Below are 14,864 nucleotides of genomic sequence, written 5' to 3' on the forward strand. Positions count from 1 at the left end.
CATCAAAACAAGCATTATTCATTCAACTAGCTGTTGGTTTTACGACGATTACAGCATTTTCATAGGAGTAAATCATGGAACATTTAGCATCATATTTTGGAACTTACGGCGGCGCCTTTTTTGCAGGTCTGGGAGTAGCTTTGGCGGTCTTTCTCAGTGGAATGGGTTCAGCGCTGGGTGTTGGAAGCACTGGTCAGGCAGCAGCAGCCCTCTTGAAAGAGCAGCCGGAAAAATTTGCTCAAGCTCTGATTCTGCAGCTTTTGCCAGGTACCCAAGGTCTCTACGGCTTTGTTATCGGGATTACCGTCTTCTTTAATATCAAGCCAGAATTGGCTCTGCAATCAGGCGTGGCTTATTTCTTAGCTGCTTTGCCAGTTGCGATTGTTGGTTACTTTTCAGCCAAGCATCAAGGACGAGTGGCGACCGCTGGTATTCAGATTTTGGCCAAGCGACCAGAAGAGGTTATGAAAGGGGTTATCCTAGCGGCCATGGTTGAAACCTACGCCATCTTGGCCTTCGTTGTTTCCTTCATCATGGTTCTGAATGTGAAGTAAGGAGGCTTTTATGTCTGACATATCAGATCTCAAAGCTTCTGTCTTGGAGCAGGCTCACGAGAAGGGGCGTCTGCTTTTGGCCGAGGCTACTGAGAAAATAGAACAGGAAGCCAAGGAACGTGAGGCCCAGCTGGTTCGGCAAAAGCTTGGACAGCGAGAGCAGCAGCTGAAAGAAATCAGTCGGCGCAGTCAGCGCGATATTCAGCAGCTGGAAAATCAAAAGCGCCAGTCTACTCTGGTCATCAAGCAACGGGTTCTCAGAGAGCTTTTTGAGGAGGCTTATGCTCAGATGATGGCTTGGTCACCAGCTGAAGAAGAGCAGTTTCTAAAGAGTGTCTTGGCTAAATACCCAGAGAAAGAGTTGACACTGGTTTTCGGTGCTCTATCAGCTGAGAAATTCAGCTCCAGTCAGTTAGAAGACTTGAAAAAAGCCTTTCCGCAAGTGCACTTTTCAGACCAGTCCATAGCCGGTCAGGCAGGTTTTGTGCTGAGCCAAGGACGAGTGGATGATAGTTATCTCTATCGCGACTTGCTGGACTCAGTCTGGCAGGAGGAAAGCTATCGTCTGGCTCAGGATATTTTCAAAGACCAGGCAGAATAGGAGGCGGACCATGAGTGAAACAAGCTTCTCTCAAGTCAATACAGCCATTAGCGTGCAGGAGGCTTCCTTTTTGACGCCCCAGCAATATGATCAGTTGCTGCAGGCTGACGATGCTGCCAGCCGTTCGGCTCTTCTGCAGGGAACGGTCTATGCCATGGATGCTGAAGCTATCAAGGATCTCAATGCCATTGAGCAAGTACTGATGAAGCATTTGTATTCCGTTTATAATTGGGCGCTTGAGATTAGTCCAAGTAAGGAGTTAGTGGAGATTTTCACACTCCGCTATACCTACCACAATCTCAAAGTTTTTCTTAAAGGTCGGGCGACAGGTCAGTCCTTGGAGCATTTGCTGATGCCGGTGGGGACCTATTCGCTGGAGGTTTTGGAGCACTTGGTCATGGCCTTTTCGGCTGAGTATTGTCCAGATTTCATGCTGGACGAGGTGCTTGCGACCTGGCAGGAATACCAGGATTATCAGGATGTGCGCGTCTTGGAGATTGGCATGGATATGGCTTATTTCCAGCATCTCAAGCGCCTGACACAGGTGTTGGAAGATGACCGCTTGCTGCAGCTGGTGAATCTGACTATTGATTTTTACAATGCCATCACCGTTAAGCGGGCTGTTGACTTGGGAAAACCGCGCAGCTTTATGAGGCAGCTCCTGTCTGATGAAGGGAGCCTCTCTGCTACCAACTGGATTGCCATGGCAGAGCAGGGAGATTTCTTGACCTGGTTTAGTCAGGTCAATCCCTGTGATTACGATCTGGATCTGCGCTCCTATGAGGAGAAAATGCGGAACCAGACCCTGACGACAGTAGAGTTAGAATATCTAGCGGACCTCTTGCAGGCCAAGTTGCTGGCGACTGGTCAGTTTGAGACAGATGGCCCGCTTCCTCTGGCCCGCTATCTGCTGGGCAAGGAGTTGGAAGTCAAGAATCTGCGGCTGATTTTGACCGGTATGGACAATCAGCTGCCAGTAGAGCTTATCAGAGAAAGGATGCGACCGATTTATGGACAAGACTAGCTACAAGATTGCTGTCGTGGGGAATCGCGACACCATCCTCCCTTTTAAGCTGATTGGTTTTCAGACCTTTCCAGTGAAAGAAGCTCAGGAGACGGTCAATACCCTGCGTCGGCTCGCCCGTGAAGATTTCGGCATTATCTATCTGACGGAGGATATGGCTGCGGATATTCCAGAAACCCTGGCCTACTATGACCAGCTGGAGATTCCTGCTCTTGTGCTCATTCCTACCCACAAGGGGAGCACGGGACTGGCTCTTTCGCGGATTCATGAAAATGTCGAAAAGGCTGTCGGACAAGATATATTGTGAGGTTTTTATGCGAATGAATGAACTAGGCCAACCCATTGGGGATGCTCTGCCGGATTTTCAGCCGGGGGACTTGCCCAATCTGGAGCGAATCGAAGGCCAGTATGTTATTATCGAGCGTTTGTCCAAGGACAAGCATGGAGCGGATTTGTATGAGGTGTATGGCCCAGATTCTCCTGCGGATATGTGGACCTATCTCTTCCAAAATCCTGCCCAAAATCAGGCAGAATGGTCACAGAAGCTAGATCAGATGCTGGCAGCACAGGATCGTTTCCACTATGCGATTGTGGACAAGGAGAGCGGCAAGGCTCTAGGAACTTTTGCCTTGATGAGGATTGACCGAAATAACCGCGTTATCGAAGTGGGAGCGGTGACCTATTCACCCAAGCTGAAGCGCACCAGACTGGCTACGGAAGCCCAGTACTTACTGGCACGCTATGTCTTTGAAGGGCTGGAGTATCGCCGCTATGAATGGAAATGCGACTCCCTCAATCAGCCTTCAAGACGGGCAGCAGAGCGGCTTGGTTTCATCTATGAGGGTAGGTTTCGTCAGGCGGTAGTCTATAAGGGGCGCAATCGAGATACTGACTGGCTGTCCATGATTGACAAGGATTGGCCGGCCGTCAAGAATCGTCTAGAAAAATGGCTAAGCCAAGACAATTTCGATAAAAACGGCCAGCAAATAAAAGCCTTATCTGATTTTAAGGTATAGTTTCTTAGTGGTGAAATAGTTTTAAAATATGAAAATATCAGAAAGTTTCACATAGTTCTTCTCTGTCGCGAATTCATAAAAATGTTAAAACACTAAAAATTAATATAGAGTATGTATGCTAAAAAAAATATTTCTAATTCTCCTTGTAATCTTACTTCATTTTAATGGCATAAATAATATGTCTGGTTATATTAATGTCTCAAATGGAGATTTGTTTAAGTTTCTTAACCTGCTTTTTTTATACTTTTCTATATATGTCCTTGTAACATCTATAGTGTTTGTGATTTTATTAAGTTACGATTTCTTGATAAATATATCCTATACTCGATTGGAGTTGATTGTTGAAGAACGTGGAAGATTGGCTATAAAAGAAAGAAATATTCGAGCCTCTCTTATCTGGATTAGGATTGATTATTCCTTATCTAAAATATATTATAAAAATAGACTAGGTTGGGTTACTTATGGTACCTCTCCTAATGATAGTAAAGTATGGAGAGGAATTATAAATAAACCTATCAAGAAGATTTTAAATTTTTTAATCAGTATACCTGCGGTTATTTCTCTGGGAATGACTAGTTTATTGTTATTGTATCTTAATGATAGCAAGCAATTCCTTTTGTATATAGATCTAATCAAAACTACTTTATTCAAATTGTTAAGTTTAGAAATTAATTTTGGAGAGGTACTTACGAGGCTTCCGGCAATGGTAGCATTGATTACGATTATCCCTACGTTATTCTTCTTTTACTTTTATAATCAGCAAAGAGAGGTAAAAAGAGTGATTGATGAGAAGCATGGGGAACTGTTTAGAGAAATTGTGCTAAAACATGAAGAATTATCTAACATTATGGATAAGTTAATTTATGATTTTTCTATGAATATGGATTATGTAATCAATGATCAAGATATAATAGTTAAATCATTTTTAAATAAAATGATTCCAAACTACAGCGAATTAGATAAGAGTTATTATTTTAATGAGTTTGGCATGTTGGATAAACATTTAAATAACTTTGTAGAGATTAAAAATATGGCAAAAGTAATTAAATTTCTTTTGCAAACTAGAGATAAAACTTCTATTTGGAAATTATTTGTAAAAAGATACGATATACTACAGCTATGTACCCAGTTTTCTAAATTAGATACAGAGGAAAAAATTGATAGATTGTTTTTTACTAAAAAAGGTATGAGTTTGAGATTATCTAGTGTTGATATGAAATCATGCACTTATGATATAAATTCACTGGACGAAGAAACTACAAACCAACTTGATGTTCTATTATATGATATTTATGAATCTATAAGAACGCTTTATTCTCTTAAGAAGTATAATGATTCTTTAATAGGTTATCTATACCCAACAGCGTTTGAAAAAACATTATTAAAAATATTTATAAAAAAATAAAAGTATATACAATCTTTACAAAGAATGGAGGAAGATTGTGAGTCAAGGAAAGATTATCAAAGTTTCTGGTCCTCTGGTGCTGGCATCAGGGATGCAGGAAGCGAATATTCAGGATATCTGCCGGGTTGGCGATTTGGGGCTGATCGGTGAAATTATTGAAATGCGGCGGGATCAAGCCTCTATTCAGGTTTATGAAGAAACTTCTGGCTTGGGTCCGGGGGAGCCGGTCATCACGACTGGAAGCCCTCTGTCTGTTGAACTGGGTCCAGGTCTGATTTCTCAGATGTTTGACGGAATTCAGCGGCCTTTGGAGCGTTTCCAGACCATCACGGAGAGCGACTTCCTCGTCCGCGGTGTCCAACTGCCAAATCTAGACCGAGAGACTAAGTGGGATTTTGTTCCAAGTCTGTCTGTCGGAGAGGCGGTTGAGGCTGGCGATATTCTGGGAACGGTGCAGGAGACCAATCTGGTAGAGCACCGCATCATGGTGCCAGTCGGCGTCAGTGGCTGCTTGGCCAACATCTCAGCAGGTAGTTTCACTGTTGAAGAGACTGTTTATGAGATTGAGCAGGCGGACGGGTCTATCTTTAAAGGGACTCTGATGCAAAAATGGCCAGTCCGTCGTGGGCGTCCTTTTGCTCAAAAACTGATTCCGGTTGAGCCTTTGGTGACAGGTCAGCGGGTCATTGATACCTTCTTCCCAGTGACCAAGGGTGGGGCAGCTGCTGTACCAGGACCATTCGGAGCTGGTAAGACTGTCGTCCAGCACCAGGTGGCCAAGTTTGCCAATGTTGACATCGTTATCTATGTCGGCTGCGGAGAGCGTGGCAATGAGATGACCGACGTACTCAATGAATTTCCAGAACTAATTGACCCATCAACTGGCCAGTCCATTATGCAGCGGACGGTGCTGATTGCCAACACCTCCAATATGCCGGTGGCGGCTCGGGAAGCGTCGATTTACACAGGGATTACGATCGCAGAATACTTCCGTGACATGGGTTATTCCGTGGCCATCATGGCGGACTCCACCTCTCGCTGGGCAGAAGCTCTGCGGGAAATGTCCGGCCGTCTGGAAGAGATGCCAGGCGACGAAGGCTATCCTGCCTATCTTGGCAGCCGAATTGCTGAATATTATGAGCGGGCTGGTCGGGTCAAGACACTCGGTTCAACTGCGCGCGAAGGCTCTATAACCGCTATCGGGGCCGTATCACCTCCAGGTGGAGATATTTCTGAGCCGGTAACGCAAAATACCCTGCGGATTGTCAAGGTCTTCTGGGGCTTGGATGCCCAGCTGGCTCAACGCCGGCATTTCCCAGCTATCAACTGGCTGAGCTCATACTCACTCTACCTAGACGAAGTGGGAGCCTATATCGACCAGCATGAGAAGATTGCTTGGGCTGAGAAAGTCACCAAGGCCATGAATATCCTGCAAAAGGAAAGCGAACTGCAGGAAATCGTGCGTTTGGTGGGCTTGGATTCCTTGTCTGAAAAGGACCGGCTGACCATGAATGCGGCCAAGATGATCCGCGAGGACTACCTGCAGCAGAATGCCTTTGATTATGTAGACACCTATACTTCTTTCAAAAAGCAGGTAGCTTTATTGAGCAATATCCTGACCTTCGATGCGGAGGCCAATCGTGCCTTGGAGCTGGGAGCTTATTTCCGGGAAATCATGGAAGGAACAGTGGAGCTGCGTGATCGAATTGCCCGCAGCAAGTTTATCCATGAAGACCAGCTGGAAAAAATTCAGGCTCTCAGTCAGACTATCGAGGAAACCCTGCACCAGATTCTTGCCCAAGGAGGACTAGACAATGAGCGTCATTAAAGAATACCGCACCGTCAGTGAAGTTGTCGGCCCTCTGATGATTGTCGATCAGGTTGCTGGCGTGCATTTCAATGAATTGGTAGAAATCCAGCTACATGACGGTAGCAAGCGTCAGGGCCAGGTTCTGGAAGTCCAAGAAGACAAGGCTATGGTCCAGCTTTTTGAGGGATCTAGCGGCATCAATCTGGAAAAAGCCAAGGTCCGCTTTACCGGCCGTCCGCTAGAGCTGCCAGTGTCAGAAGACATGGTAGGCCGGATTTTCAATGGAATGGGCAAGCCGATTGATGGTGGCCCAGCTATCTTGCCAGAAAAATATCTGGATATTGACGGTCAAGCCATCAATCCAGTAGCTCGCGACTATCCTGATGAGTTTATCCAGACCGGTATTTCAGCCATCGATCACCTCAATACCTTGGTTCGGGGACAAAAATTGCCAGTATTTTCTGGCTCTGGTCTGCCCCACAAGGAATTAGCTGCTCAAATCGCCCGTCAGGCTACCGTGCTTAATTCTGATGAAAACTTCGCCGTGGTCTTTGCGGCCATGGGAATTACCTTTGAAGAAGCTGAGTTCTTTATGAATGACCTCCGGGAGACAGGAGCCATTGACCGCTCGGTGCTCTTTATCAATCTGGCTAATGACCCAGCTATCGAGCGGATTGCAACGCCGCGGATTGCCCTGACAGCAGCTGAGTACCTGGCTTATGAAAAGGATATGCACGTTCTGGTTATCATGACTGACATGACCAACTATTGTGAAGCCCTGCGGGAAGTTTCCGCAGCTCGGCGTGAAGTGCCGGGTCGACGTGGGTATCCGGGTTACCTCTATACTAACCTATCCACCCTTTATGAGCGGGCTGGACGTCTGGTCGGGAAGAAAGGCTCAGTGACTCAGATTCCGATCCTGTCCATGCCAGAGGATGATATTACCCATCCGATTCCAGACTTGACGGGTTATATTACGGAAGGTCAGATTATCCTTTCACGCGACCTTTACAACAGTGGTTATCGTCCGCCCATCAATGTCCTGCCATCTCTGTCTCGTCTCAAGGACAAGGGTTCAGGTGAGGGCAAGACTAGGGGAGACCATGCTGCGACTATGAACCAGCTTTTTGCCGCCTATGCGCAAGGCAAGCAGGCTAAGGAGTTGGCTGTCGTTCTGGGGGAATCCGCCCTGTCCGAAACGGACAAGCTCTATGTGCGCTTTACCGACCGCTTCGAGCAGGAATACATCAATCAAGGTTTCCAGACCAACCGAACCATTGAAGAAAGTTTGGATCTGGGCTGGGAACTCCTGTCCATCTTACCTAGAACGGAGCTCAAGCGGATCAAGGACGATATGATTGACCAATACTTGCCGCAGACCAAGGAGGAAGAAAGATGACACGACTCAATGTCAAGCCGACTCGGATGGAGCTGAATAACTTAAAAGCCCGTCTCAAAACGGCTGTCCGTGGGCATAAACTGCTCAAGGACAAGCGGGATGAGCTGATGCGGCGCTTCATTGAGTCTGTCCGTGAGAACAATCAGCTCCGCCAAAAGGTCGAATCCGCTCTGGTTGGCCACCTACAGGATTTTGTCATGGCCAAGGCGCTGGAGAGCGACCTCATGGTCGAGGAGATTTTTGCCGTCCCCACGCGGGAGGTCAATCTACATGTGGAGACTGAGAATATCATGAGTGTGCGCGTGCCCAAGATGCACGCCCATATTGACAATCCGCACAGTGATGACGAGGGAGATGTGGTTTATAGCTATGTGGCGTCTAATAGCCAGATGGATGAAACCATTGAAAGCATGAGCGATCTGCTCCCTGACCTGCTGCGACTGGCTGAAATTGAGAAAAGCTGCCAGCTAATGGCGGATGAAATCGAGAAAACCCGCCGCCGGGTCAATGGACTAGAGTATGCTACCATCCCTGACCTCAAAGAAACCATCTACTACATCGAGATGAAGCTGGAAGAAGCCGAACGGGCCAGCCTCGTCCGAATGATGAAGGTGAAGTAAGATGTGGAGGCGTTAAAAAACGACTGAAAAATAGGAACTGGACGATGGATTCGATGAATCCGAGCCAGTTCTCTTTTTTCCGAGTTTTTAGCCGAAGCTCGATTTAGCTGAGCTAACCCAGAGTGAATAGATATATTCACAGCAAAAATAGACGAAGAAGCGACAGCTTCTAGGAGATTTTCTCTTTTTTGCCAAGAGCTTAGGTCGGATTCAGTTTAGCTGAATACCAAGAGTTCAAATAAGCCCAAAAGAAAAAACAGAACCTCTCTAAATGAGGTTCTTTTGCTTGCTGCAATTTTTTATATGTTACAAACAAATCTCCATATTACAGGGGGCAGACAGTTTTGTTAAATAGGTCGAAAAAGGCTTTTTTCTTAGAAGATTTATGGTAAGATGGTTTTCGTATCATGAATGATTAGGAAGGTGCATTTTGCATATGAAAATGAATAAGAAATTACTTTTGGCTTCAACTGTTGCTTTGTCAGCATTGCCTTTGTTGACAACGCGAGCTGAGGAGCAGCCACAAAACTGGACTGCCAGAACAGTTGAGCAAATTAAAGCGGATATTACGAGCAATGAAAACCAACAAACTTACACTGTTCAATATGGTGACACTTTGGGAAATATCGCTCAAGCGATGAACATTGACCTTGTTGACTTGGCTAAAATCAACCAAATTGCCAATGCTGACTTGATTTTCCCAGGTACTGTTTTGACTATTACAACAAATGGCCACAACGAAATTACCTCTGTAGAAATCCAAAGCTACCAAGCGGGCAATAATGCAGGATTGGTAACGGAAGATTATACAGCTAGCGAGATTTTTGGTGCTGAACAAGCCGCTCCAGCGGCGCCGGCTCAAGCAGCAGAAACTCCAGCTCCGGCTGTTGAGGAAGCTGTTGCAGCTCCAGCAGATCAAGTATCAGCGCCTGCTGAAGAAGCTCTTGCCCCAGTAGCAGAAGTTGCAAGTGAAGCAGCCCCAGCTGCGGAAGCAAATGCAGCCGCTCCTGTAGAAGCAGCGCTACAGCCGGCAGTGGCTGCAAGTCCAGAAGCACCAGTAGAGGCGGCTCCAGCAGCTACTGAATTAGGCCAAGACCAAGTCAGTCAAGCAACTGCCGCTGTTGAGCCAACAACTTACAATGCTCCAGCTGTAACAGATGCTGCTAGCGTGACAACTAACAATCCTGCTAATGAAGGTCTTCAGCCACAAACTGCAGCTCTGAAAGAAGAGATAGCAGCTAAATATGGCATTACAGAATTTAGTCTCTACCGCCCAGGTGATAGTGGTGACCATGGTAAGGGCTTGGCAGCTGACTTTATCGTTGGTGAGAATACTGAATTAGGAAACCAGGTCGCAGCCGATGTTACTTCTAATATGACTGAAAGAGGAATCTCTTACGTTATCTGGCAGCAACAGTTCTATGCACCATTTGAAAGCATTTATGGACCAGCTAATACTTGGAACCAAATGCCAGACCGTGGTAGTGTAACTGAAAATCATTACGACCACGTTCACGTATCTATGAATGAATAAGATGAAACAAGCCCAGAAATGGGCTTTTTCTGATATTCTCTGTGAAAAAGCGAGAATTTTCTGATAAATTTTGGTATAATAAAGCGAACTACAGATAAAGGATGAGAGAGAATGACCTTAGTTTATCAATCAACACGCGACGAAAAGAATAGAGTAACAGCTAGCCAGGCGATTCTGCAAGGCTTGGCAACAGACGGCGGGCTCTTTACGCCCATTACCTATCCGCAGGTCGATTTGGACTTTGCCAAGCTCAAAGACGCTTCTTATCAGGAAGTAGCCAAGCTGGTTTTGTCTGCATTTTTGGATGATTTTTCTGAAGCGGAGCTAGACCACTGTATCAACCATGCCTACGACAGCAAGTTTGATGATGCGGCGATTGCTCCTTTGGTCAAGCTGGATGGTCAGTACAATCTAGAACTTTTCCACGGAGCGACTATTGCCTTCAAGGACATGGCTTTGTCTATCCTGCCTCACTTGATGACGACAGCAGCCAAAAAGCACGGCTTGGAAAACAAAATTGTTATTCTGACGGCGACCTCTGGCGACACAGGTAAGGCAGCTATGGCAGGTTTTGCGGATGTTCCTGGGACTGAGATTATCGTCTTTTATCCCAAAGACGGTGTCAGCAAGGTCCAAGAGCTGCAAATGACGACCCAGACAGGTACTAATACGCATGTCGTTGCCATTGATGGCAACTTTGACGATGCCCAGACCAATGTCAAGCGCATGTTTAACGACCCAGACCTACGAGCTCGTCTCTTGGAGCATAAGCTGCAGTTTTCATCAGCTAATTCTATGAATATCGGCCGTTTGGTGCCTCAGATTGTCTACTATGTCTATGCCTATGCTCAGCTGGTGAAGGCGGGAGAAATCACAGCAGGAGACAAGGTCAACTTTACAGTTCCGACAGGGAACTTTGGTAATATCCTGGCGGCCTACTATGCCAAGCAAATCGGTCTGCCGGTTGGCAAGCTGATTTGCGCATCAAATGAGAACAATGTCCTGACGGACTTCTTCAAGACTCAGGTTTATGACAAGAAGCGGAGCTTCAAGGTGACGTCTAGTCCGTCCATGGATATTCTGGTTTCCTCTAACTTGGAGCGCTTGATTTTCCATCTGTCTGGTAACAGCGCTGAGAAAACAGCGGCCTTGATGGTGGCCCTGAATGAGCATGGACAGTATGAACTGACGGACTTTGACGCTGGGATTTTAGAGCTCTTTGCGGCTGATTATGCGACAGAAGAAGAAACAGCAACTGAAATCAAGCGGGTCTATCAGGCCTCTGACTACATCGAAGACCCTCATACAGCCGTTGCGTCCGCTGTCTATCAAAAATACTTGGCAGAGACAGGTGATCAGCGCAAGACTGTTATCGCGTCTACCGCTAGCCCTTATAAATTCCCAGTCGTGGCTGTTGAGGCTGTAACTGGCCAGACAGGACTTAGTGACTTTGAGGCTTTGGACCAACTGCACGAACTTTCTGGCGTAGCTCTGCCACCAGCTGTGGATGGCTTAGAAACAGCCCCAGTGCGTCACAAAACGACGGTCGCTGCAGACCAAATGCAGGCAGCAGTCGAAGATTATTTGGGATTATAAAAAACAAAAACATCAGCTTATTCATTGGCTGATGTTTTATAATCTATTTTAACACAATCAACTGCTTGCCAGCTAGGCTGTAACTGTCAGCTAGCGGTGCAATTGGTTTTTGGACATCAATGGCTGGATACTGGAGATGCAATCTTTGCTTGTTTTTATTTTCGTAGTCAGCCTCTTGGTTGCCAAAGTTGATGACGATTGTCATACTTTCTTTCCTGTCTTGAATTTTGTACTCCAATAAACTGTCTGTCAGCCAGTTGACCTGACAGGCTTGCTTGATAGCGGCGCTGGTCTTTAGATGCAACAGCGGATGTGCCCTGCGAAAAGCAATCAGTTGTTTAAGAAAAGCAATATCCTCTGTGTAATGCAGGGAGCGCAGCCAGTCTAGTTTATTGATTTCGTCAGGCATATTGTAGGTGTTATCAATCAAATTTTTAGTCCGGAAAAATTCCTGACCGCTGTGTATAAAGGGCACGCCCTGGGCCAGCAGGACGAGTTGGAGAGCCAGCCGTGAATTGGCCAGCCGATCCCGCAAGGTGATAGCAGGGTTGACGATATCAAAGTAGTCAAAAACCGTTGCATTGTCATGGCACTCCACATAATTAATAGCTTGCTGGGGCGCTATGAAGTGAGCCTCGCCTTTTAGTCCGACATTGGCTGTCAGGACGTTTTCAAGCTGACTGGCAGGAGTCTTGCTCTCGATTTGCCGGCCTTGAGCGATGGTCTGCTTGAGACTGTCGCGAAAATGGTCGCTGAAGAACCCATAATCTAGCAGCTGGGAAGCATTGTACTGATGAGCCAAACGTTCACTTGCCAGCCCAGTATCCATCTGCCAGCCTTCGCCGTAGAGGTAGATGTTAGGATAGAGCGTCTTGAGTTCGTCAGCTATCTGCTGCATGGTTTGGATATCTAAAATCCCCATCAGATCAAAGCGGAAACCGTCAAAACCATAGAGGCTGACCCATTGCTTGACAGACTGCTTGATATAGCGGCGGACCATAGCCTTTTCACTGGCCACATCATTACCACAGAAGGTTCCGTTGGTCCGGTAACCCATGTCATTGAGCCGGAAAAAATAGCCGGGCACGATTTTTTCAAAAGCATAGCTGTTGGCATCATAGACATGATTGTAGACCACGTCCATGATGACGCTGATATCAGCATTGTGGTAGGCATTAATGGCCGCCTGCAATTCTAAGATGCGGGCATAAGGGTCTCGCGGATCGCTGGCAAAACTGCCATCTGGGACATTATATTGGACAGGGTCGTAGCCCCAGTTGTAGACGAGCTCAGGATGCTTTTCATCAACGCTGCCGAAGTCATAGACAGGCATAAGTTGCACGTGGCTGATGCCTAGCTCTTTCAGATAGTCCAAACCGAACTTCTGGCCGTGGACGACTGGTGATTCGCTCAGCGAGGCAAACTTCCCAGGATAGGAGAAGCCAGCTTCTTTCTGCATAGAGAAATCGCGGACGCTCATTTCATAAATGACGGCTTCTGTCGGATCCAGCTGTGTTTTCGCTCGTTTGATAGGCTTTTTAATCTTTTCTAAATCAATGATATAGCTGTTGCCCGAATTAACATCTGAGGATAGGGCGTAGGGATCATGGACTTCTACCCACTTGCCATTGATCTTATGGAGATAAGAATAGGAGGCTCCCTCTAAATCTCCTTCAATGCGGGTATGCCAGACTCCCTTATCCAGACGCTTGAGATGGTGAACCTGGTCTTTCAGATGCAGGAGGACTTTTTCGGAAATGGGTGCCCAGAGTTTGAAGTCGGTGGCTTGGGAGCTGTACTGAGCTCCCAAATCGTCGCCTGCATAGTCAAAAATCTCATCGAAAATAGGCTTTTTCACGATATGGCGGTACTGCAGGTCGGTATGATTGCGGTCTTGGTCATAGACCTTGTAGGACTGCGTCAGGTCAATGGGCTCATTAGCCGATACGGTGTAGATAATCCGATCTTCCTGATTGTTGATGTTTTTGATGGTTAAGGGGCTGGAGCTGTGCTTGTCTTCCAGTGTAAAGTGGATGGAGTAGGCATCAAAGCTCTTTTCCAGTTCGATGGTGATGATGTTTTCGTCATCTAAATAGGCTTGAAAAATACGAAAGGCCATGTTTTTCCTCTTTCTTTGTCGGTTTCTCTTCGGGTAATTGCTTTTAGTTCAGGCTCTGCCCTGGGTTGGGACAAGGCCGTTCAGTGAATCGTTGATAAATGAGCAAAAGCACTCGGATTAGCGAGTGCTGATGCTATGCGGAATCAGCTGGCGATAGCAGATCTGCTTGTCTTCTTTATTGTCCTTGATGATTTGGAAGAGGGTCCGGAAAGACTCTTTCCCAAGCTCAAGGGCATTGATATCGATATAAGCATCCACATCAATGCGCGGTTTGAGAGAATCAAAGGTGATAATGGGAATCTGGTAGTCCTGATCTTTGAGATAGTGCAGGGCTCCTTCTGCTACCAAGGTATCAGAGGTCACGATGGCTTCAATCTCGTCCAGCGGCAGCTCCTCCATAATCTTGTAACTGTTGTCTTCCAGAAGGAAACCGAAGGCAAATTTGATAATGCGTTCATCCAAAGGCCGTTCTGCTTCATTCAGAGCTTGCTTGTAGCCTGTGTAACGATCCTGAGAAACGACCAGCTCCTTATTCCCGGCTAGAAAGGCAATTTTCTGATAGCCCTTGTCAAGGAAATATCTGGTCGCGTCATAGCCGGCCTTGATATTGTCATTGTCCACCAGAGAGATGAAAGGAGAGACAGCTTTCCCTAGGATAAGGAAAGGGAAGTTGTTCCTAACTGCAAAGTCGACCAAAGGATCGTCCTGCTTGGAGTAAAGGAAAATCAGTCCATCTACTCTCTTGCCTAAGATCATCTGCTTCATATTTTCTAAGCGGTGCTCTTCATCTTGCCCTGTGCTGATCTGGATGGCATAGTCATAATCAGAAGCAATCTGAGAAATCCCCCGCAATACAGTTGGGAAGAAAGGGTTTTGATAGAAGACATCTGAGTCGTCCGGCAGGACCAAGCCGATGACCTGGCTGGATTGGCTGACCAGACTTCTGGCATTGAGGTTGGGATGATAGTCCAGCTCCTTCATAGCAGCACGGACCCGTTTTTTGGTTTCTTCACTGATGGTTGATTTGTTTTGTACGACGCGGGTCACGGTAGAGGGCGACACGCCTGCTAGTTTTGCGACTTCTTTGATAGTAACTCGCATAAAAACCTCCTAAAGGCCTGCATTTGCTGGAAATCCTTACGATAACATGAACTATTTTAAATCTACTAGTAGAAGCACTTGCTTT

At 46.5% G+C, this 14,864-nt stretch carries 13 protein-coding genes; 11 read left to right on the forward strand and 2 right to left on the reverse strand.

Annotated features, from left to right (window positions below):
• The first annotated feature begins 74 nt into the window (after nt 1-74).
• From J1C77_RS00540 to thrC, 11 genes are all read left to right on the forward strand, one after another.
• Nucleotides 75-554, forward strand: a complete 480-nt coding sequence (locus tag J1C77_RS00540) for a V-type ATP synthase subunit K (RefSeq protein ID WP_002898768.1) — start codon at nt 75-77, stop codon at nt 552-554.
• A gap of 10 nt (nt 555-564) precedes the next feature.
• Nucleotides 565-1,155: a hypothetical protein gene (locus tag J1C77_RS00545; RefSeq protein WP_002922721.1), complete on the forward strand. Its 591-nt coding sequence runs from the start codon at nt 565-567 to the stop codon at nt 1,153-1,155.
• Between the two features lie 10 nt (nt 1,156-1,165).
• On the forward strand, nt 1,166-2,179 hold the full coding sequence (locus J1C77_RS00550) for a V-type ATPase subunit (RefSeq protein ID WP_002922720.1): 1,014 nt from the start codon (nt 1,166-1,168) through the stop codon (nt 2,177-2,179).
• Nucleotides 2,166-2,486: a V-type ATP synthase subunit F gene (locus J1C77_RS00555; protein WP_002894448.1), complete on the forward strand. Its 321-nt coding sequence runs from the start codon at nt 2,166-2,168 to the stop codon at nt 2,484-2,486. Before J1C77_RS00550 ends, J1C77_RS00555 begins: the two co-directional genes overlap by 14 nt.
• Nucleotides 2,487-2,493: 7 nt before the next feature.
• Entirely contained in the window at nt 2,494-3,195 is a 702-nt protein-coding gene (locus tag J1C77_RS00560; protein ID WP_042763067.1) for a GNAT family N-acetyltransferase, read from the forward strand.
• Nucleotides 3,196-3,310: 115 nt separating this feature from the next.
• Entirely contained in the window at nt 3,311-4,600 is a 1,290-nt protein-coding gene (locus J1C77_RS00565; RefSeq protein ID WP_002917866.1) for a hypothetical protein, read from the forward strand.
• A 37-nt stretch (nt 4,601-4,637) separates the two neighbouring features.
• On the forward strand, nt 4,638-6,428 hold the full coding sequence (locus J1C77_RS00570) for a V-type ATP synthase subunit A (protein ID WP_002922714.1): 1,791 nt from the start codon (nt 4,638-4,640) through the stop codon (nt 6,426-6,428).
• On the forward strand, nt 6,415-7,809 hold the full coding sequence (locus J1C77_RS00575; protein ID WP_002902006.1) for a V-type ATP synthase subunit B: 1,395 nt from the start codon (nt 6,415-6,417) through the stop codon (nt 7,807-7,809). Before J1C77_RS00570 ends, J1C77_RS00575 begins: the two co-directional genes overlap by 14 nt.
• Nucleotides 7,806-8,429, forward strand: a complete 624-nt coding sequence (locus tag J1C77_RS00580) for a V-type ATP synthase subunit D (protein ID WP_002894455.1) — start codon at nt 7,806-7,808, stop codon at nt 8,427-8,429. Before J1C77_RS00575 ends, J1C77_RS00580 begins: the two co-directional genes overlap by 4 nt.
• Nucleotides 8,430-8,865: 436 nt before the next feature.
• Nucleotides 8,866-9,963, forward strand: a complete 1,098-nt coding sequence (locus J1C77_RS00585) for a LysM peptidoglycan-binding domain-containing protein (protein ID WP_002922711.1) — start codon at nt 8,866-8,868, stop codon at nt 9,961-9,963.
• A 111-nt stretch (nt 9,964-10,074) separates the two neighbouring features.
• Complete coding sequence (gene thrC / locus J1C77_RS00590) at nt 10,075-11,559, forward strand: threonine synthase (protein WP_002922710.1); 1,485 nt, start codon at nt 10,075-10,077, stop codon at nt 11,557-11,559.
• A gap of 43 nt (nt 11,560-11,602) precedes the next feature.
• Here thrC and pulA read toward each other — a convergent pair whose 3' ends face one another.
• The gene (gene pulA, locus J1C77_RS00595) at nt 11,603-13,678 is read right to left on the reverse strand and encodes a type I pullulanase (RefSeq protein ID WP_002922707.1); all 2,076 of its coding nucleotides are present in this window, start codon (nt 13,676-13,678) and stop codon (nt 11,603-11,605) included.
• A gap of 117 nt (nt 13,679-13,795) precedes the next feature.
• Nucleotides 13,796-14,779: a LacI family DNA-binding transcriptional regulator gene (locus J1C77_RS00600; protein ID WP_002922705.1), complete on the reverse strand. Its 984-nt coding sequence runs from the start codon at nt 14,777-14,779 to the stop codon at nt 13,796-13,798.
• Nucleotides 14,780-14,864: the final 85 nt, after the last annotated feature.

Source organism: Streptococcus sanguinis, assembly GCF_050223295.1.
GTDB lineage: Bacteria > Bacillota > Bacilli > Lactobacillales > Streptococcaceae > Streptococcus > Streptococcus sanguinis_X.

Bases quoted from the DNA above. Each gene is read 5' to 3' on its own strand.
- J1C77_RS00600 (WP_002922705.1), bottom strand. From the start codon at position 14,779: ATGCGAGTTACTATCAAAGAAGTCGCAAAACTAGCAGGCGTGTCGCCC.
- J1C77_RS00540 (WP_002898768.1), top strand. From the start codon at position 75: ATGGAACATTTAGCATCATATTTTGGAACTTACGGCGGCGCCTTTTTT.
- J1C77_RS00545 (WP_002922721.1), top strand. From the start codon at position 565: ATGTCTGACATATCAGATCTCAAAGCTTCTGTCTTGGAGCAGGCTCAC.
- J1C77_RS00575 (WP_002902006.1), top strand. From the start codon at position 6,415: ATGAGCGTCATTAAAGAATACCGCACCGTCAGTGAAGTTGTCGGCCCT.
- J1C77_RS00555 (WP_002894448.1), top strand. From the start codon at position 2,166: ATGGACAAGACTAGCTACAAGATTGCTGTCGTGGGGAATCGCGACACC.
- J1C77_RS00550 (WP_002922720.1), top strand. From the start codon at position 1,166: ATGAGTGAAACAAGCTTCTCTCAAGTCAATACAGCCATTAGCGTGCAG.
- thrC (WP_002922710.1), top strand. From the start codon at position 10,075: ATGACCTTAGTTTATCAATCAACACGCGACGAAAAGAATAGAGTAACA.
- J1C77_RS00565 (WP_002917866.1), top strand. From the start codon at position 3,311: ATGCTAAAAAAAATATTTCTAATTCTCCTTGTAATCTTACTTCATTTT.
- J1C77_RS00560 (WP_042763067.1), top strand. From the start codon at position 2,494: ATGCGAATGAATGAACTAGGCCAACCCATTGGGGATGCTCTGCCGGAT.
- J1C77_RS00585 (WP_002922711.1), top strand. From the start codon at position 8,866: ATGAAAATGAATAAGAAATTACTTTTGGCTTCAACTGTTGCTTTGTCA.
- pulA (WP_002922707.1), bottom strand. From the start codon at position 13,678: ATGGCCTTTCGTATTTTTCAAGCCTATTTAGATGACGAAAACATCATC.
- J1C77_RS00580 (WP_002894455.1), top strand. From the start codon at position 7,806: ATGACACGACTCAATGTCAAGCCGACTCGGATGGAGCTGAATAACTTA.